Annotated in this window: 16 protein-coding genes; 10 read left to right on the top strand and 6 right to left on the bottom strand. The window is 61.8% G+C overall.

What is annotated here, in order from left to right; translation table 11 throughout:
- Positions 1–64 precede the first annotated feature (64 nt).
- Positions 65–1228, top strand: coding sequence for a M20 aminoacylase family protein (locus PYH37_RS25940; RefSeq protein ID WP_280734323.1), 1164 nt, complete (start codon positions 65–67; stop codon positions 1226–1228).
- 21 nt (positions 1229–1249) lie between these two features.
- Positions 1250–1714 (top strand): Lrp/AsnC ligand binding domain-containing protein, encoded by a 465-nt coding sequence (locus PYH37_RS25945; RefSeq protein ID WP_280734324.1) that lies wholly within the window; start codon positions 1250–1252, stop codon positions 1712–1714.
- Between the two features lie 103 nt (positions 1715–1817).
- On the opposite strand, the gene PYH37_RS25950 is transcribed toward PYH37_RS25945, so the two are convergent.
- The gene (locus PYH37_RS25950) at positions 1818–2867 is read right to left on the bottom strand and encodes an NAD(P)-dependent alcohol dehydrogenase (protein ID WP_280734326.1); all 1050 of its coding nucleotides are present in this window, start codon (positions 2865–2867) and stop codon (positions 1818–1820) included.
- A gap of 233 nt (positions 2868–3100) precedes the next feature.
- Here PYH37_RS25950 and PYH37_RS25955 point away from each other — a divergent pair, with 233 nt between their 5' ends.
- Positions 3101–4042 carry an AraC family transcriptional regulator gene (locus tag PYH37_RS25955; RefSeq protein WP_280734327.1) on the top strand — a complete coding sequence of 314 codons (942 nt, stop codon included), beginning with the start codon at positions 3101–3103 and terminating at the stop codon, positions 4040–4042.
- Positions 4043–4099: 57 nt separating this feature from the next.
- Here the strand turns inward: PYH37_RS25955 and PYH37_RS25960 are convergent, their stop codons facing one another.
- Together PYH37_RS25960 and hutC are read right to left on the bottom strand one after the other, a co-directional pair.
- Complete coding sequence (locus PYH37_RS25960) at positions 4100–7030, bottom strand: aminotransferase (protein WP_280734329.1); 2931 nt, start codon at positions 7028–7030, stop codon at positions 4100–4102.
- Between the two features lie 26 nt (positions 7031–7056).
- Complete coding sequence (hutC, locus tag PYH37_RS25965; protein WP_280734330.1) at positions 7057–7800, bottom strand: histidine utilization transcriptional repressor HutC; 744 nt, start codon at positions 7798–7800, stop codon at positions 7057–7059.
- A 128-nt stretch (positions 7801–7928) separates the two neighbouring features.
- Here hutC and hutF point away from each other — a divergent pair, with 128 nt between their 5' ends.
- The 6 genes from hutF to PYH37_RS25995 all read left to right on the top strand — a co-directional run bounded on the left by hutF (position 7929) and on the right by PYH37_RS25995 (position 14242).
- Positions 7929–9305, top strand: a complete 1377-nt coding sequence (hutF, locus tag PYH37_RS25970; protein ID WP_280734331.1) for a formimidoylglutamate deiminase — start codon at positions 7929–7931, stop codon at positions 9303–9305.
- Between the two features lie 33 nt (positions 9306–9338).
- On the top strand, positions 9339–10373 hold the full coding sequence (locus tag PYH37_RS25975) for an ABC transporter substrate-binding protein (protein WP_280734332.1): 1035 nt from the start codon (positions 9339–9341) through the stop codon (positions 10371–10373).
- Positions 10374–10512: 139 nt separating this feature from the next.
- Positions 10513–11370 carry an ABC transporter permease gene (locus tag PYH37_RS25980; RefSeq protein WP_280736169.1) on the top strand — a complete coding sequence of 286 codons (858 nt, stop codon included), beginning with the start codon at positions 10513–10515 and terminating at the stop codon, positions 11368–11370.
- Positions 11363–12190: a quaternary amine ABC transporter ATP-binding protein gene (locus PYH37_RS25985; RefSeq protein WP_280734333.1), complete on the top strand. Its 828-nt coding sequence runs from the start codon at positions 11363–11365 to the stop codon at positions 12188–12190. The genes PYH37_RS25980 and PYH37_RS25985 overlap by 8 nt, the downstream gene beginning before the upstream one ends.
- Complete coding sequence (locus PYH37_RS25990; protein ID WP_280734335.1) at positions 12183–13670, top strand: HAL/PAL/TAL family ammonia-lyase; 1488 nt, start codon at positions 12183–12185, stop codon at positions 13668–13670. Before PYH37_RS25985 ends, PYH37_RS25990 begins: the two co-directional genes overlap by 8 nt.
- Entirely contained in the window at positions 13667–14242 is a 576-nt protein-coding gene (locus PYH37_RS25995) for a HutD/Ves family protein (RefSeq protein ID WP_280734336.1), read from the top strand. Before PYH37_RS25990 ends, PYH37_RS25995 begins: the two co-directional genes overlap by 4 nt.
- A 164-nt stretch (positions 14243–14406) precedes the next feature.
- Here the strand turns inward: PYH37_RS25995 and PYH37_RS26000 are convergent, their stop codons facing one another.
- Positions 14407–14595 (bottom strand): hypothetical protein, encoded by a 189-nt coding sequence (locus PYH37_RS26000; protein WP_280734337.1) that lies wholly within the window; start codon positions 14593–14595, stop codon positions 14407–14409.
- A gap of 189 nt (positions 14596–14784) precedes the next feature.
- Here PYH37_RS26000 and PYH37_RS26005 point away from each other — a divergent pair, with 189 nt between their 5' ends.
- Positions 14785–15039, top strand: a complete 255-nt coding sequence (locus tag PYH37_RS26005; protein WP_280736170.1) for a hypothetical protein — start codon at positions 14785–14787, stop codon at positions 15037–15039.
- Positions 15040–15499: 460 nt separating this feature from the next.
- On the opposite strand, the gene PYH37_RS26010 is transcribed toward PYH37_RS26005, so the two are convergent.
- Together PYH37_RS26010 and PYH37_RS26015 are read right to left on the bottom strand one after the other, a co-directional pair.
- Positions 15500–15871 (bottom strand): hypothetical protein, encoded by a 372-nt coding sequence (locus PYH37_RS26010; RefSeq protein WP_280734338.1) that lies wholly within the window; start codon positions 15869–15871, stop codon positions 15500–15502.
- 288 nt (positions 15872–16159) lie between these two features.
- Positions 16160–17890, bottom strand: coding sequence for a cation:proton antiporter domain-containing protein (locus PYH37_RS26015; RefSeq protein ID WP_280734339.1), 1731 nt, complete (start codon positions 17888–17890; stop codon positions 16160–16162).
- Positions 17891–17893 lie beyond the last annotated feature (3 nt).

Here is a 17893-nt window from a genome sequence, read left to right on the forward strand (position 1 = left end):
TCTGGCTACCGCGTCAATTCACCGCTCTGGCTTCAGTGACAGAACAGACCGACAGGAAAGAACCATGCCGATTTTGAACCGTGCCGCCGAGCTCCAGGACGAAGTGACCGAATGGCGCCGCCGCCTGCACATGAACCCGGAGCTTCTGTTCGCGGTGGAAAATACGGCAGCGTTCGTCGAAAGGAAACTCAAGGAATTTGGCGTTGACGAAATCGTGACCGGTCTCGGCAGGACCGGCGTCGTCGGCCTTATTCGCGGCCGCCTCGGCCCGGGCCGCACCATCGGGCTCAGGGCGGACATGGACGCCCTGCCGATCACGGAGACGAGCGGCAAGCCCTGGTCGTCTACGACGGCGGGCAAGATGCACGCCTGCGGTCATGACGGCCACACCGCGATGCTCCTCGGTGCGGCGAAATACCTAGCCGAAACACGCAACTTCGCCGGCAACGTCGCCGTCATCTTTCAGCCGGCGGAGGAAGGCGGCGGCGGCGGCAACGAAATGGTCAAGGATGGCATGATGGAGCGGTTCGCGATCGAGGAAGTCTACGGCATGCACAACATGCCGGGCATGCCGGTCGGCCACTTCGGCAGCCGGATCGGTCCGATCATGGCGTCCACCGACGAGTTCACCATCACGATCACCGGCCGCGGCGGCCATGCGGCCCAACCGCATAAGACGATCGACCCGATCATGATCGGCTCGCAGATCGTCAACGCGCTGCAGACGATTGCTTCGCGTACCGTCGATCCGCTCGCATCGGTGGTCGTCTCCGTAACCAAGTTCAACGCTGGTTTCGCCCACAACGTCATTCCCGAGCAGGCGGCTCTCGCCGGCACGGTGAGGGCGCTGACGCCGGAGGTGCGCGACGCCGGAGAGGCGCGCGTCCGCCAGATCGCCGAAAGCATTGCCGGAGCTTACGGCGCGAGCGTCAACGTCTGGTACGGCCGCAACTATCCGGTGACCGTCAACCATGCCGAGGAGACCGGCCATGCACTTGCCGCCGCAGCGACTGTTGCCGGCGATGGCAAGGTCAGCGCGTCGCTCGACCCTATGATGGGCGGCGAGGATTTCTCGTATATGCTGCTCGCCCGCCCCGGCGCCTTCATCTTCATCGGCAACGGCGACACGGCGGGACTCCACCATCCGGCCTATGACTTCAACGACGAGGCAATTCCGCACGGGATTTCCTATTGGGTGAAACTCGCGGAAGCGCGACTTGCCGCCTGAGACGCAAAGCGGGAGGCGGCGATGCACCAGATCGACAAAACGGACCGCAGAATCCTCAACATCCTGCAAGCGGACGGGCGGATCACCAATCTCGAGCTGGCTGATCGCATCGGCCTGTCGCCGACCGCGACGAGCGAACGCCTGCGGCGGCTCTTGAAGGAGGGCTATGTTTCCGGTTTCGGCGCGCGTCTCGATCCGCACAAGCTCGGCTTCGGATTGCTGGTCTTCATTGAAGTGATGCTGGACAAGACCACGCCCGAGGTGTTCGACCAGTTTGCGAGCGCCATCAAGCAGGCGCCCGCCGTTCTCGAATGTCACATGGTCGCCGGTGGTTTCGACTATCTCGTCAAAACCCGATTCGAGGACATGGCCGCCTATCGGAATTTCCTCGGCCAGGTGCTGTGGACGCTGCCGGGCGTCAAGGAAACCCGGACTTACGCGGTGATGGAAGAGATCAAGAACGACGGTCCGCTGCCGCTTATTTAGAGCGAGATGAGGACAAGTGTGTGCGGTTTTCCGCCCGTATCCAGCATCTCAGCCTCGGAAATCGATCGCGATCGCGATTTGACGAAGCGGCAGCGGTTCTCTGTCAGGCGGCTTCGAGCGAGGCCATGTCGATCACGAAGCGATAGCGCACATCGCTCTTGATCACCCGCCCGTAAGCTTCGTTGATCTGATCGATGCGGATCGTCTCGATCTCCGAAACGATGCCGTGCTCCCCACAGAAATCCAGCATCTCCTGCGTTTCCTTGATCGAGCCGATCATAGAGCCGGAAATGCTGCGCCGCGCCGGCACCAGCGAAAAGGCATGAACCGGCACCGGGTTCTCCGGTATGCCGACCACCACGAAATCGCCGTCGACCTTCAGGAGATTGAGGTAGGCATTCCAGTCGATCTCAGTCCCTACGGTGCAAATGATCAGATCGAAGCTTCCGGCGAGCGCCTTGAAGGTCTCGGGGTCATTCGTCGCGTAATAATGGTCGGCGCCGAGTTTCAGCCCGTCCTCCTTTTTCGAGAGGCTCTGGCTGAGGACCGTGACTTCGGCGCCCATCGCGTGGGCAAGCTTCACGCCCATGTGCCCGAGACCGCCCATGCCGACGATCGCCACGTTCTTTCCGGGACCAGCCTTCCAGTGGCGCAGCGGCGAATAGAGCGTGATGCCGGCGCAAAGCAGAGGCGCGGCCGCATCAATAGGCAGGCTCTCCGGAATGGAGAGAACATAACCTTCCTTGACGACGATATGATCGGAGTAGCCGCCTTGGGTGACGGTTTTGCCGTCGGCTTCGACACCGTTATAGGTCACCACGAGACCCGGCAGATAATGTTCGAGATCGACATCGCGGGTGGCGCAGGTCGTGCAGGAATCGACGAAACACCCGACGCCGGCGCGGTCGCCGACCTTGAACTTGGTCACCTTCGATCCGACGGCAGTAATGATGCCGACGATTTCGTGGCCGGGCACCATGGGGAATGTCGAATTGCCCCATTCGTTGCGAGCCTGGTGAATATCGGAATGGCAGACGCCGCAATATTTGATGTCGATAACCACGTCGTCGTCACGCGGTTCGCGGCGTTCGAAGCTGAAAGGGGTGAGCGGCTTCGACGCGTCCGTCGCCGCATATCCTCTTGCAATGGCCATGGGTCTGTCCTTCATGTCTGGGAGATAGCGTGCCCGTTGAGGTGTGGACCTCGGGCAGCGAGACGGACTATGCTGTGCCGGACGCTTTTTGCGTTAGTGCGATCCTGCAAAATTTTTGCACAATCCTGCAAGAGTGGCGGGAGCAGCGTGGCGGCATCGCGTTCGCTCCCTATCTGTGCCTCATCCCGAGCAAACCTAAAACGCAAACCCAAAACACTGGAAAGACGCCGAGCATGACACCTGCCCAACGGACCCCGCGTCAGGAAATGATCGACATCATTGCCCGGATCGCCGGAGAGGACGGCGATTATCCGACGATCATACCGAGCCTCAGCATTCATCGGCATTCGAGTCCGGCAAGGCCCAACTGCGCGGCATACAAGCCGAGCCTGGCGATCATTGTTCAGGGTGCCAAGCGTGTCGTGCTTGGAGAGGAAACCCTAATCTACGGCGCATCGGATTACCTGCTGACCTCGATCGATCTGCCGGTTCTTTCGCAGGTGTCGGTAGCTTCACCCCAAGAACCCTATCTGAGCATGGTCTTCCAGATCGACACCGGGCGGATTCCAGCGCTTCTCGAAACGATCGGCGACGGACCGGCGAAATCAGCCGCCTCGCCGCGCGGCATGACGGTCAGCAAGCTCACGCCGGACCTTGAAGACGCGGCGCTCCGGGTGCTTCGCTTGCTTGACCGGCCAGCCGACATTGCCGCGCTGTTGCCCTTGCTCGAACAGGAGATTCTTTACCGCCTCCTGATCGGACCGCATGGCGCGAGGCTCCGGCAGATGACCACGGCAGAAAGCCAGCCGCACCAGGTCGGCCGCGCCGTCGCCTGGCTGAAGGAACACTATTCGCGGCCGCTCCGCATCGATGATCTGGCGAGCCGCGTCAGTATGAGCGTCTCCTCGCTTCATCACCATTTCAAGGCGATCACGGCGATGAGCCCGCTGCAGTATCAGAAACAGCTCCGCCTGCAGGAGGCGCGGCGCCTCATGCTGGAAGAGCGTCTCGACGCAGGCGACGCAGGCCACCAGGTCGGCTATGACAGCCAGGCGCAATTCAGCCGCGAATATGCCCGTCACTTCGGCGAGCCCCCGATGCGCGATATCGGCCGCGTTCGGCGCAGTCTGGTCGGCCGGCTGGGCAGCGAGCCTGAGATGCTGAGCGAGGCCTAGGTCACTCGTTCGGAGCGGGATGCGGGTGGAAAACAGGACACACTTTCATCCCGCTCCTTACCAGCCTTCTTCGAGCACTCTTGCCAGCATGTCCGCGAAGAAATCGGCACTCTCCCGGCTGAGGCAAAGTGGCGGCTTGATCTTCAAGACATTGAGGTGGTCGCCGGTCGGCTGCATGATGACGCCGAGCTCGAGAAGCCGGTTGCAGATGGCCGCCGTCTCTTCCGTCGCGGGCTCGAGCGTTTCGCGGTCGCGGATGAATTCGACACCGAGATAAAGCCCTATGCCGTGAACGGCGCCGATGATCGGAACCCGTTCGCCGAGCGCCTCCAGCCGCGCCTTGAGATGGTCGCCGACCGTGCGGGCGTGCTCTTGCAGGGCTTCATCGTGAAGAATGTCGAGAACAGTCAGCCCGACGACGCAACTCACGGGGCTGCCGCCTGCGGAGGAGAAGAAGTAGCCTTCCTTTTCCAGCGCATCGGCGATTTCGCGCCGGGTAATGACGGCGCCAAGGGGATGACCGTTGCCCATGCCCTTGGCGACGGTGATGATATCCGGAACGACGCCTTGTTCCTCAAAGCCCCAGAAATAGTGCCCGAGGCGACCGTAACCGACCTGCACCTCGTCGGCGATGCAGACACCGCCCTTTCCCCTGACCATCGCGTAGACGGCTTCAAGATATCCGGGCGGCAGGGGGATGCCGCCGGCATTGCCGTAAACGCATTCGCAGATGAAGCCGGCGAGGCTTGCGTCCTTTTCATCGAGTTCCTTGAGCTTCTGAGCAACCGTCTCGACATAGTCGCGGGTCGATCCCTCCCCGCGAAACGGCCCGCGATATGTATTCGGTGAAACGACCGGGTGCACCCAGTCCGGCCGTGTGGTCAACGCCTCGGGGTTGTCGGCGATCGAGGTCGAGACCGCATCGCTCGCCACCGTCCACCCGTGATAGGCCTCCAGCAAAGAGAGCATGTTGCGCGCGCCGGAGTAGGCCCAGGCGAGCCGAATGGAGAGATCGTTCGCCTCCGATCCGCTATTGACCAGAAAAACCGTGTCGAGCCCTTCCGGCGCCAGTTCCGCGAGCCGCTCCGAGAACTCGGTGACCGCCGCATAGTGAAAGCGTGAATTGGTGTTGAGCAGCGACCATTGCCGGCCGACCGCAGCGGAAAGACGGGGATGTCCGTGGCCAAGGATCGTAACGTTGTTGACCATATCGAGATAGGCGCGCCCCTCGACGTCGAAGAGGTGCTCCTTCCAGCCGCGCTCGATCTGCGGCGGCTGCCGATAGTAGTTCTTCTGCGGCCGCGCGAAATGGCGACGCCGCCGCTCCAGGAGCTCTACCGCCGCGGGCGGGGCCGCGTCGCAATCGAAACCCAGGAACTGCGCCGGCGACGGGCAGAGCGCACGCCATGCTTCCCTCTGGTGCGCGGCGGCAAAGGGCGGCGGATCTATGTCCGCCTCCGTGCAAAGTTGCACGCGCATGAACCCGACTTTCTCGGAATCGCCGAAAATGACGCCAATCCGAACACCGGCTTCGACGGTCACCTCCTCGGTATCGGCCGGGTCGACGCCGAGCAGGTGAAGATGAAGGCCGTCGGTCGAGAGGATCAGTTTCCCGCCGCGCTGCTGGACGCGACCGGCAAAGGGTGCGTGGACCGGCGTTTGCCCATGCAGGCACAGATCGACATGCAGGGCGAAGGTCTGAGGCGCCTTCGCTTGCAGGAGCCGCGTTTCGGTGAGCCGGAATTCGCTGTAGCGCGTGGCGGCAGCGCCGGCGGCTCGCGCGGCCGACTGCAGCAGCAGCGCTTCCGTGTCTTCGTAGTGCCAGCGGTCGGCGGGAAGGTGCGGCCCGAGCAATGAGAGATCGACGATGCCGACGCTTGCGGGATCGATATCCGGCAGCAGACGCCCCTCCAGCTCGGGGGCGGCCTGTTCCGTTTCCTTGCCGACGGCCTGATGAATCGCGTGGTCCATGAGCTGGAAGGGCACTGAGACCGCCACGTCGAAGATTTCGCGTTCATGGGCGGCATTGCCCTGAACATAGGTGTTGTCCGGATCGATCTCGAGCTGCTGTTCGGTGCTTGCGACCAGAACGCCCGCTCTTGCGACGATCAGCGGCCAGAGCGCCTTCAGTTCGGGACCGGTCAAAGGGCAGACGGCATGAAATGCCTTCACCGCCGGCAGGATGAAGAACGGATCGCCAGCCGCATGGTGAAGCAGCGATGCGCAGGTCACCGCCAGATCGGCGACGACCCATCCCTTCAGAACATCGCCGAAATCGATGACGCCCTCGGGAACGAGGCGGCCGCTCGCTTCTGCCCTGCTGACGACATTGTCGTCGGTGACATCCTGATGGATCGTCTGCAAGCGCAGCTCCGGCACGAGCGGCTGCACGCGGCGCATGGCACCGACCATCGCTTCGGCTATGCGCTTGCGAAGCTCCACGTCGGTCATTGTCGACAGCAGATGAAGCGCGACCGGCCCTGCTCGCCGCAGGTCCCACTGCAGTTCCCGGTCAAGCCCCGGATGGTCTAAGTCCTGGAGCGCGACCGCAAGCCGGCCGGCGACGTCGCCGAGCGCCGCCACCGTTTCTTCCGGCAGGTGCTTGCGCCGGGTCAACGGCACGCCGTCGAGATAACTCAGCAGCCGGAACTGATAAGGCTCCTCGCCGACGACGGCGGTGACGATTTCCTCACCGTTGACCGCCGGCACGACGCTTGGCACCTTCGGTGCGTCGGGCTTGGCTCCGACATGGCGCAAAGCTGCGTTCTGCGCTTCGAGTTCGAGCCGCGCATATTCCATCCTGCAGATCTTGAGAACGAAACGGCCCTCGTCCGTGTCGACCCGGTAGTTTTGATCCTGTTGGCTGCCAAGTTCGATGAGATCGCCAGAAAGACCATAATGCTCCGACAGGACCACCTTCGCCTCTTCGGCCGATACATTCGGCCTTGGGAGCTCTGTGCGGCGCTTGAGCGTTTCCTCTTCCATCATTCCGTTCCCGTCCGTCTCAAAGCGTCTTACTGTGAAACGCCCTCCAGACGATAGCGCGTGCCGGGATAAAGCAGCCGCGCGGTCGTTACATTCGCAGTGTCCGACCAGGTGCGGCGTCGGATCATCAGGCAGGGTTCGTTGCGGCCGATCGCCAGAAGCTTGGATTCCCAAGGCTTCGGCGACACCGCCTCGACGATCTGCTCGGTGCGGGTGATCGGCGCAACAAGTGTCAGATAGGCGTTCGGAGTCATGCTGCGAAAGTCCTGTCCCAGATAATTGGGGCAGATCGAGGGATTGACGAAGCGATCCTCGATCTGAATCGGTACATCGTTCTCGCAATGAACGATGATCGAGTGGAAAACCCGCGCCCCGGTCGCAAGACCGAGTGCGTCGCCGACGTCGGGGCTCGCGTGCTCCTCCTGCAGGAGATTGATTCGCGACGTGTGCCGGTGCCCCCGCTCGCGGATTTCGTCGGCGATGTTGCGGACTTCGAGCAGCGCGGTGCTGCCCTTGTGCGCAGCAACGAAAGATCCGACCCCCTGCACGCGCGTGATTGCACCCTCGCTCGCAAGCTCACGCAAGGCGCGGTTGGCGGTCATCCGGCTGACGCCGAGATCCGCAACGATATCGTTTTCGGAGGGTATGCGGTGGTGTGCAGGCCACTCGCCGCTTTCGATACGACTGCGGATGAACTGCTTTACCGCTTCGTAACGCGGCACCGGTCCATTCTCGAAATTGGAAATATCGCTCTTGCGCCCCACTGCCGTCATTCGGTGCTCCATTCCGCCGGTGCCAGACCGGCGGCCCCGGCACTCATCGATTCTTTTCGTCCATTTTCAAGTTGCACGCCATTATAAAATATCTATAGTTCCATATACAACCACGTACAGGAATGCGGATGACGACTTTTCCCGTTCAGCGGCTCTTCGCCGAGCAGATACTCCTGTCGACCGGCTGGGCGGAGAATGTCGCCCTCACTCTTGATGGCGGCGGACGGATCGCAGCTTTAGTGCCGGGCCAGTTGCCGGCGGCGGGAGATGAGCGCCTTTCCGGCCCGGTCGTTCCCGCAATTGCGAACCTGCACTCCCATGCCTTCCAACGCGCCATGGCCGGCCTCGCCGAGGTGGCGGGAAGCGGCGACGACAGCTTCTGGACCTGGCGCGAGAAAATGTACCGCACTGTCGCCCTCGTCGATCCTGACGACGTCGAGGCAATTGCCGCCAAGCTTTACATGGAGATGTTAAAGGGGGGCTTCGGCCGCGTCGCCGAATTCCACTACCTTCACCATAGGGCGGATGGCAGCGCCTATGCCGATCCGGCGGAGATGTCGCTCCGCATTCTCAGGGCGGCGGAGGCAACGGGCATCGGCCTCACGCATCTGCCGGTCTTCTACGCGCATGCCAATTTTGGCGGTGTCGCGCCCAATCCGGGCCAGCGCCCCTTCCTCCACGGCCCCGATCGTTTTCTCGCGCTTCTCAACCGCCTCGTCCCGGCCTGCGCGAGAGCGGGAGCTGAGCTCGGCTTTGCCATCCATTCGCTCCGCGCCGCCACATCGGACGAAATGCGCACGATCTTCGCTTCGGCTCCCGTTACCGGACCGATCCACATTCATGTTGCCGAACAAACCCGCGAGGTCGAGGATTGTCTTGCCTGGAGCGGCCGCCGCCCAGTCGAGTGGCTGCTCGACGAAATGCCGGTCGACCAGCGCTGGTGCGCCATTCATGCAACGCATATGACGCCGGAGGAGACGCATGGGCTCGCCAAAGCGGGGGCGGTTGCCGGCCTCTGCCCTGCGACCGAGGCCAATCTTGGCGACGGCATCTTTCCGGCGGTCGATTTCGTTGCCGCGGGTGGGCGTTTCGGCGTCGGCACCGACAGCCACGTCGCAACGAGCGTGGCCGAGGAACTGCGGCTCCTCGAATACGGTCAGCGGCTGCGCGACCGTAAACGCAACCGGCTTGCGGCCGGCCCGGGCACGTCCGTCGGTCGTACGATTTTTGATATGGCCCTTGCTGGCGGCGCACAGGCGGCCGGCATCGGCGCGGGACGCATCGAGGTCGGCGCGCGCGCGGACCTCGTGGTCCTTAGCGGCGCCAACCCGTATATCGCCGCCGCCGCCGGCAACCAAATCCTCGACCGCTGGCTCTTTGCGCTCGGCGGCGATGCGATCAGCGACGTCATGGTCGCTGGCCGATGGAAGATCCGCAATGGACGCCATGACCGGGAGGAAGATATCGACCGCGCCTTTGGGCGGGTTCTGAACAAGTTGAGATAGCAATCGCAGCGACGATCAAAAAAGGGGAAATGCATGTCGATCAGCACAATGAAACTCACCTTCGCTGCCGCCGGCCTGATGCTGGCGGCGTCCACCGGCAGTGCCAGCGCCTCCTATTGCGGCGATGGCAAGACGGTGACCTTCGCCGGCATCGATTGGGAAAGCGGCGCCTTCATCACCGAAGTCATGAAGACGATCCTCTCCAAAGGTTACGACTGTCAGGTCGATTCCATTCCCGGCAATTCCGTAACGCTCGAGCAGGCGACCGCCAACAACGATGTCCAGATTTTTGCGGAAGAATGGCTCGGCCGCTCGGATATCTGGAACAAGGCGGTGGAGGAAAAGAAGGTCGTCGCTGTCGGCAAGACCTTCGTCGGCGCCAGCGAAGGGTGGTTCGTGCCGGACTACCTCGTTCACGGCGACCCCGCTCGCAACATCGAGGCCAAGGCGCCGGATCTCAAAAGCGTTTCCCAGCTTTCCGACCCCAAGATCGTCGAAATTTTTGCCGATCCGGAGGAACCGTCCAAGGGTCGGTTCCTGAACTGCCCGTCCGGCTGGACTTGCGAAGGTGTCAGCACCGCCAAGCTCGAAGCTTATAAACTTGGTGAGGCCTATGTGAACTTCCGCCCGGGTACGGGTACGGCGCTCGATGCCGCGATCACGTCCGCCTATCTCCAGGGAGAGCCGGTCCTTTTCTACTACTGGTCACCGACCGCGATCATGGGCAAGTTCAAGCTCGTCCAGCTCGGAGAGCCCGCTTACAACGAAGCTTGCTGGAAAGAACTGAGCAGCGCTAACGGCAAGCGCGACCAAGGCTGCGCCTTTCCCTCCGTCGATGTCGCTTACGGGGTAAACAGCACCTTCGCGTCGGAGGCTCCCGAGATCGTCGATATCCTCGAAAAAGCGACATTTCCGCTCGAGGAAGTCAACGGCAGCCTTGCCTATATGACCGACAACAAGGTGGACGCCACGGCCGCTGCTGCCGAGTTCCTGAAGACCAAAGGCGACATCTGGGGCAAGTGGGTCTCTGACGAGGCGCGCACCAAGATCGAAGCAAGCCTGAAGTAATGCGGCTCTTCCGGCCTGCAATCGCCTCCGCGCTCCGATCATGTTGGAGGACGCGACGATCGCAGGCCGCAAGGCTCTTCCCCCAGGGCAGGCAGGCCTGCGGCTCACCGCCGGTCGCCTGATCAAGGAACGCTATCCGATGTTTCCGGACTCTCTCAATCTCTCCATCCGCGCACCGGTGAACGAGTTCATCCAGACGCTGGTCACCAATTACGGCTGGGTGTTCAAGGCGATCAGCGCCGTTATCCTGAAAGCCGTGCTGTTCATCGAATGGATCCTGCGCGGCCTGCCCTGGTGGCTCGTCATTCTCGCCTTCATGGCGCTTGCCTGGCAAAGCTCGAAGCGCTGGTCGTTGACGGTTGCGGTCGGCGCGCTGCTCCTCGCCGTCGGCGTTCTCGGCCTCTGGGATCTGACGATGCAGACGCTGGCGCTGATGCTGATGGCGACCATCGTCTCTGTGATCATCGGCGTGCCGATGGGCATCCTCGTCGCCAAGAGCCGCACTGTCCGCAATATCACGTTACCCGTGCTCGACGTGATGCAGACCATGCCGAGCTTCGTCTATCTGATCCCGGCGCTGATGCTCTTTGGTCTTGGCAAGGTGCCGGCGATCCTTGCCACCATCATTTATGCCGTGCCGCCGCTGATCCGCCTCACCGACCTCGGCATCCGCCAAGTCGATGGGGAGGTGGTCGAAGCGGCAACGGCCTTCGGCGGCAGCCCGACGCAGATTCTCTTCGGAGTCGAACTGCCGCTCGCGACACCGACCATCATGGCTGGGCTCAACCAGACGATCATGATGGCGCTGTCGATGGTCGTCGTCGCCTCGATGATCGGCGCGCGCGGCCTCGGCGAACAGGTGCTGAACGGCATTCAGACGCTCGATGTCGGCAAGGGCCTCGAGGCCGGCATCGGCATCGTCATTCTCGCAATCGTGCTCGACCGCATCACGCAGGGCTTCGGCAAAGCCCGCACGGAGGACGCCCGCAATGGCTGATATCGAGATCCGCAACGTCTACAAGATTTTCGGGCACGACGTGAAAACGGCCCTTGCCATGGCCAGGGCCGGCTCCGACAAGGCCGACATTCTCGCCCGTTCCGGCTGCAGCGTCGGTCTCAACAATGTCAGCATGAAGATCGGGGCCGGCAAGATCTTCGTCATCATGGGGCTTTCCGGTTCCGGCAAATCGACGCTGGTGCGCCACATCAACCGACTGATCGAACCGACGAGCGGTGAGGTCGTCTTCGATGGCAGCAACATCCTCAGCCTCGGCGCGAAGGCGCTGCGGGCCTTTCGCATGCGGCGCGTCAGCATGGTGTTTCAGAGCTTTGCCCTGATGCCGCACCGGACCGTGCTTCAGAACGTCGTCTACGGCCAGCGCGTGCGCGGCATGTCGAAAGCCGACGCCCGCGAGATCGGCATGAAGTGGATCGAGACGGTCGGCCTTTCCGGCTATGACGCCAAATTCCCGCATCAGCTTTCCGGCGGCATGAAACAGCGCGTCGGCCTTGCGCGGGCGCTTGCCGCCGATACGGACGTGATCCTGATGGACGAAGCTTTCAGCGCTCTCGATCCCTTGATTCGCGCCGACATGCAGGACCAGTTGCTGCAACTGCAGCAGAACCTTTCGAAGACCATCGTCTTCATCACACATGATCTCGACGAAGCCTTGCGCATCGGATCCGAGATCGCGATCCTGAAGGACGGCCAAGTCGTGCAGGTCGGCACGCCGGATGATATTCTCGACAATCCGGCAAACGACTATGTCGCGCGCTTCGTCCAGCGCCGGCAGGGAAGGCCTGCGCCCCATGGCTGAGACGATCACGATCGACGGACCGCTCACCTGGCGCGACATCGCCGCCGTCGCCGAGGGTACTCGTCTGAGCTTGTCCGAACCGGCACGTCGGCGAATTAGCGATGCACGGCGGATCGTCGATGCTCTGGTCAAACGTGGCGTCCGCGGCTACGGCATTAACACCGGCGTCGGCGCGCTTTGCGATGTCGTCATCGGCCGTGAGGACCAGCAGGCGCTGTCGCGCAACATCATCATGAGCCACGCCTGCGGCGTCGGCGAAACGCTCGCGCGCATCGAAGCACGCGCCGTCATGGCGGCCCAAATTGCCAATTTCGCCCATGGTTACTCGGGTGTCCGGCTTGAGACGGTCGAGGCGCTGCTGGCGCTGCTCAATGCCGATATCATCCCGCTGGTGCCGTCGCGCGGTTCGGTCGGTTATCTCACCCATGCCGCCGCGATCGGCCTCGTCTTGATCGGGCACGGTTCAGCCATGAACGGGACCGAAAAGCTTGGCGGCGCCGAGGCCCTTACCCGCATCGGGCTCAAGCCACTGCGGCTGGAAGCAAAGGAAGGGCTCAGTCTCGTCAACGGCACGCCCTGCGCGACGGGCCTGGCCTCGCTGGCGCTCGCGCGCACCGAGCGGCTTTTCGGTTGGGCGGATGCCGCCGCGGCGATGACTTATGAGAACCTTGGCAGCCAGGCCAATGCCTTTGCCGAAGGACCGTTGGCACTGCGGCGGTCTCCTGGCCTCGAGGCCGTCGGCAGGACTTTGCGAACCTGGCTGGCGGAGAGCCCGATGCTTGCGGAGACGGCCGGCGCCCGCACCCAGGATCCCTTGAGCCTTAGGGCAGTACCGCAGGTGCACGGCGCGGCCCGCGACGCCTTCGATCAGATAGCCGAGATCGTCAACCGCGAACTTTCGAGCGTCACGGACAACCCGGCCGTCTCCGGCTCCCCCGGCGCTCCCGAGGTGCATTCGCAGGCCCATGCAGTCGGTGCCGCGCTCGGCCTCGCCATGGATAGCCTCGCCGTCGTGGCGGCAGAGGTCGCAGCGATTTCGGAGCGCCGCGTCGACCGGCTGGTAAACCCGCTGGTAAGCAGTCTCCCCGCGTTTCTCGCGGGCGACAGCGGCGTTTCCTCCGGCTTCATGATCGCACAATATACCGCTGCGGCCCTTGTCGCCGAAAACCGCCGGCTGGCGGCGCCAGCAAGCCTCGACGGCGGCATCACCTCGGCGCTGCAGGAAGATATCCTGACCCATGCGACGCCCGCTGCATGGAAAGCCCTGTCGATCCTCGACAATCTCGAGAGAATCCTGGCGATAGAACTGCTCGCCTCCGCGCAAGCCTACGACCTGCAGCCGCAATCGCGCGGTAGAGCAGCGCGTACCGATGCGCTTTATGGCCGCATTCGTGGAGCAATCTCGACCTATGCCGACGATAGGCCTATGAATGAGGATTTCGAACGGATGCGCGCCCTCATGCGAGGAATGCCACCATGAAAATTCTGCGCTCGAACGATTACAGGCGTATGCCATGGAAGAACGGAGGTGGGGAAACGGTAGAGATCGCCGTTTCGCCAGATCGTGCGCCTCTCTCCGATTTCGACTGGCGCATCAGTATGGCCACTGTTGCGAGCGACGGGCACTTCTCAAGTTTCCCTGGCATAGACCGCACGCTCTCGATCCTTGAGGGCGCCGGCATGACGCTTTCCATTGAGGGTCGCCCGCCGAAACTCCTGACTGTGGCCGACGCGCCCCTTTCCTTCCCGGCCGACATTCCGACGTCCGCCCGGCTCTCTGACGGCCCGGTTACCGACCTGAACGTGATGACGCGGCGGCAAAGGCTGAAGCATCGCGTGCGGAGGCTGCGTCTAGAAGGCTCGCAGTCCGTCGTCTCCAGCGCCCGCGAGCTTGTTCTCTTCTGTCATCGCGGCAGCGTCGTGCTGACGACTGAAGGTGTTTCCGCAACGCTGCATGCGTTCGATACCGCTGTTCTCGTCCACCCCTCGACGATAAATCTGTCCGCCGAAATCGCGTCCGAGGTTTTTCTTATTGAGATCAGCCCCAGCTAGAGAGGCAAGAATGCGGGCGCTTCTCCGCAACTGCATGTTTCCTTAATCGGAGCCAATTTGATTTAAGAATAAAGCATGCAGCAGTGCTCGCGACCTTTGTGCGTCGGAAAGGACGCACGGCGCTGGGGATCGAAAAAGCCGAGCATGCTCGAGGAGCCGCGCAATCAGCGCGTACGCGTCTGAGGTCGCACTATATTCATCTGAAGCTCGTGGGTTGATGCGTATTTGCCAAGTACCTTGATCAGGCGCTTCTCTTCGGCCTTGTGTATGCCGTTCCGCCTGCAGTATTCCGCCACGTCCCAGACGTGTTTCGCGTGCGTCCTGTCGAGCTTTCCGATGTCCGTGTGTTTCATACGCGCCTCCCAACTGCCTGGGTGTAACGTTGAGGGACATCTTTGGTTCCACAGCCGCAGCAAAGTTCTGAAGCCGTTTTTCAACGCCACCGCGATATTTTCAGCTTCCGCGGGAACGTACCTCCTCGCCGCGAGTTTGAGCACCAAGGCATCGCCCGGCGATCCGCCTGAAAATTCGGAGGTTCCATGATGTTGAACAGAATTTTGATCGCAGCCGTCATTGCTGCCGCTCCTGCGAGCTCAGTCTTTGCCCAGGCCGACCTGGTTTGCGACCAAGCGGGTATGACAAAACTAGAGACTGACGTGAATTCCATAACCGATGCGACCAAGAAGGACATGGCTCAGAAAGAACTCGCCATGGCCAAGGAAGCGATGACGGCAAACGATATGGCAAAGTGCAAGTCCCATATGGAAAATGCCATGAAGGGCAGAGACCCCATGTGATCGGCGATCGGGCGACGGGCGACGGCGGCAAGCTTTGCCGTCCTCGCCTGCACCTCGCGTCCCGATGACGGACGATCGTATTTTTTGTTCCAGCTAAAATAAGCAGAGCGGTCCACGGACGACAGCCAACTGCCGCTCCCCTTGCCGGAGGGGACCGGTCCGGGCGAACTGATCCTCGCCCGCGGCTGGCGAGACAGCGCACTGGCAAAGGTTGGGCTCGACGATCTCGCCACGGAGATGCAAGCGATCAAGAGAGCGAGGCCCGTCCGCAGCGAAGCGAAAGGACTGGCCCTCCTCGATTGTCTTCACTTGCCATCGTTCCCATCCGCACTGGACCGCGGCAGCGGCACCGTCTCGCGGCAGCATGGACGCGCAAATGAACTACACCGCCGGCGCGTTTATCCAGACGCGCAAAGGTGAAGATCGATCGGAAACGATGAGATGACCGGAACCTGGGTCGTCAATGTTCCTGATCGCGATAGTCTTTCATTATCGGCGGCGAACCGTCTGTCCTGAATTGCAGGAGGTAAGCCCCGTTGGCTGCATCAACGCCCTGACAACTGACAGTCGTCGGTCCTCTGTAGGGATTGCTATATGCGCAGTTGCCTGCAACGGCCTTTGAGCTCGGCGGTACTCCCTCTATCCCAAGATTTAAGATGATCCGGTCTAGGCTCTGCAACTGGGTATCAGCATCTGGCTTGGCACCCTCAAGCCCACTGAAGGTCACCGCCCCTTTGTCACCGATCACGACGGTAAATCCGGTCCGGCCGGTACTGTAGATCGTCTGAACGATTTTGCCGCTGCAACGGTCCGACAGATTGTCTCCTGCCATGACGAGGCGTTCGCAGGTCCCCTGTAAGCATGGCCAAACCGACCAAGTTCTGAAGGTCTTGCGACCAGGCCCGCGCACCAAGAGAAGCGGTGGACAGTAAAGTCGCTGAGAAAAGGACATAGCCGAACCTGCATTTATCATTCGTCATCGGTACAACCGTTGCATTGATGTGTTGCCAACTTGTACTCGCGTTAAATTAACACCTCGCGAACGTCCGTGAGTCGAAGCGAAAGGTTCATCTGCCTCCGCCCGGATGCCAGAACAAGTCCCGGACATTCGGCATTGAAATCATTGGTCGTCGACGCGGGCCGTTGCCACATTGATCCGGCGCAGGATGTGCTCCGAAATACCCCGCGCGATCTCCCGCTCGCCCATGATGATGAGGTCCGCGCCGAACTTCTTGAGGTAGTCCACTTCATCGTCGGAGTGGGCGCGGGCGATGATCTCAAGCCTGGGATTGACCGCGTGGGCGCGTTCGATGAGATTGCCACTCTCAAATGGATTTGGAATGGCGCTGATCAACCATCGAGCTGACGCGACGTTGGCCGCATCGAGTAGGCCCGGCTGGGCTGCGTTTCCCGCGATGACTTCCACGCCGCGGGCGCGGAGTTGATCTATCACCAGTTGCCGCTCCTCAATGACGAGGTAAGGCTGCCCTGCCTCTTCCAACGTCTTCGCAACCAGACTGCCGACCCGTCCATGGCCGACGAGCACAGCGTGGTCCGTTAGCCTGGTGATCGGCAGTTCAGGTCTTTCGGGGACTTCTGCCTCGCCTGTACCCGTCTCTCGCTCTCGTGCCCTTAGCCATGCCGTCAGCCGATTCAATCCCACGAGCAAAAACGGATTGACGAGGATCGACAGGATTGCTCCGGCAAGCACCAGATCACGCCCCGTTTCCGGGAGAAGACCGAGTTCGACACCCAGGCCCGCTAGGATGAAGGAGAACTCGCCGATCTGGGAGAGACCAAGACCGATTGTCAGGGCCACATGGGAGGGATAGCCAAACATCAATACGATTGATGATGCGGCCGCGGCGTTGCCAATGATGATCACCAGAAATGTCGCCCCGACGAGCAGAGGCTGCTCGACCAGGATCATCGGGTTGAACAGCATCCCGACCGAGACGAAGAAGAGGACGGCAAATGCATCGCGCAGCGGTAATGTTTCTTGAGCTGCCCTTTGGCTCAGCTGGGATTCGGCGAGGATCATCCCTGCGAAAAAGGCGCCGAGGGCGAACGACACGCCAAAGAGCTCGCTGGCTCCGAAAGCGACCCCAAGGGCCATCACCAGCACGGCCAAACGGAAGAGTTCTCGCGAACCCGTATGCGCGACATAGTGAAGAATGCTCGGGATGAGACGCCGGCCGACGATCACCATGGCCGCGAAGAAGGCTGCCAACTTGCCGAGCGTAAGCCCGAACGCCCCCCAGAATGCAGGAAACTCAATGAACGCGAACAAGCCGCTGGCGTCGGCGCTCGCGCCGTCGATATCGCTGCCCTGCAACGCCGCGAAAACCGGCAACAGGACAAGCGCGAGGATCATGGCCAGATCCTCGACGATCAGCCAGCCAACGACGATGCGTCCGCCTTCCGTTTCGAGCTGCCGGCGTTCCTGCAGCGCCCGGAGAACAACCACCGTACTCGCGACGGATAGTGCGAGCCCAAACACGACTCCGGCTCCAACAGGCCAGCCGATCGTCTGCGTCACGAGAAGGCCGAGCAATGTCACCAAGGTCATCTGGCCAACGGCGCCGGGAAGCGCGATCATCCTCACCGAGAGCAGATCGTTCAGCGAAAAATTCAGTCCTATGCCGAACATCAGCAGGATCACGCCGAGTTCGGCGAGTTGACGTGCCAGCGCTTGATCCGCAACGAAGCCGGGCGTGAAGGGGCCGATCACAACGCCCGCCACGAGATAGCCAACCAGCGGCGACAGCCGAAGCCGGTTGGCCAAGGTCCCGAAGACGAAGGCAAGCCCGAGACCGGCAACAATGGTGGCAATAAGCGGCGCCTGCGGCATCTT

It is taken from the genome of Sinorhizobium numidicum, from assembly GCF_029892045.1.
GTDB lineage: Bacteria > Pseudomonadota > Alphaproteobacteria > Rhizobiales > Rhizobiaceae > Sinorhizobium > Sinorhizobium numidicum.

Bases quoted from the DNA above. Each gene is read 5' to 3' on its own strand.
- PYH37_RS25940 (WP_280734323.1), top strand. From the start codon at position 65: ATGCCGATTTTGAACCGTGCCGCCGAGCTCCAGGACGAAGTGACCGAA.
- PYH37_RS25945 (WP_280734324.1), top strand. From the start codon at position 1,250: ATGCACCAGATCGACAAAACGGACCGCAGAATCCTCAACATCCTGCAA.
- PYH37_RS25950 (WP_280734326.1), bottom strand. From the start codon at position 2,867: ATGGCCATTGCAAGAGGATATGCGGCGACGGACGCGTCGAAGCCGCTC.
- PYH37_RS25955 (WP_280734327.1), top strand. From the start codon at position 3,101: ATGACACCTGCCCAACGGACCCCGCGTCAGGAAATGATCGACATCATT.
- PYH37_RS25960 (WP_280734329.1), bottom strand. From the start codon at position 7,030: ATGATGGAAGAGGAAACGCTCAAGCGCCGCACAGAGCTCCCAAGGCCG.
- hutC (WP_280734330.1), bottom strand. From the start codon at position 7,800: ATGACGGCAGTGGGGCGCAAGAGCGATATTTCCAATTTCGAGAATGGA.
- hutF (WP_280734331.1), top strand. From the start codon at position 7,929: ATGACGACTTTTCCCGTTCAGCGGCTCTTCGCCGAGCAGATACTCCTG.
- PYH37_RS25975 (WP_280734332.1), top strand. From the start codon at position 9,339: ATGTCGATCAGCACAATGAAACTCACCTTCGCTGCCGCCGGCCTGATG.
- PYH37_RS25980 (WP_280736169.1), top strand. From the start codon at position 10,513: ATGTTTCCGGACTCTCTCAATCTCTCCATCCGCGCACCGGTGAACGAG.
- PYH37_RS25985 (WP_280734333.1), top strand. From the start codon at position 11,363: ATGGCTGATATCGAGATCCGCAACGTCTACAAGATTTTCGGGCACGAC.
- PYH37_RS25990 (WP_280734335.1), top strand. From the start codon at position 12,183: ATGGCTGAGACGATCACGATCGACGGACCGCTCACCTGGCGCGACATC.
- PYH37_RS25995 (WP_280734336.1), top strand. From the start codon at position 13,667: ATGAAAATTCTGCGCTCGAACGATTACAGGCGTATGCCATGGAAGAAC.
- PYH37_RS26000 (WP_280734337.1), bottom strand. From the start codon at position 14,595: ATGAAACACACGGACATCGGAAAGCTCGACAGGACGCACGCGAAACAC.
- PYH37_RS26005 (WP_280736170.1), top strand. From the start codon at position 14,785: ATGTTGAACAGAATTTTGATCGCAGCCGTCATTGCTGCCGCTCCTGCG.
- PYH37_RS26010 (WP_280734338.1), bottom strand. From the start codon at position 15,871: ATGGCAGGAGACAATCTGTCGGACCGTTGCAGCGGCAAAATCGTTCAG.
- PYH37_RS26015 (WP_280734339.1), bottom strand. From the start codon at position 17,890: ATGCCGCAGGCGCCGCTTATTGCCACCATTGTTGCCGGTCTCGGGCTT.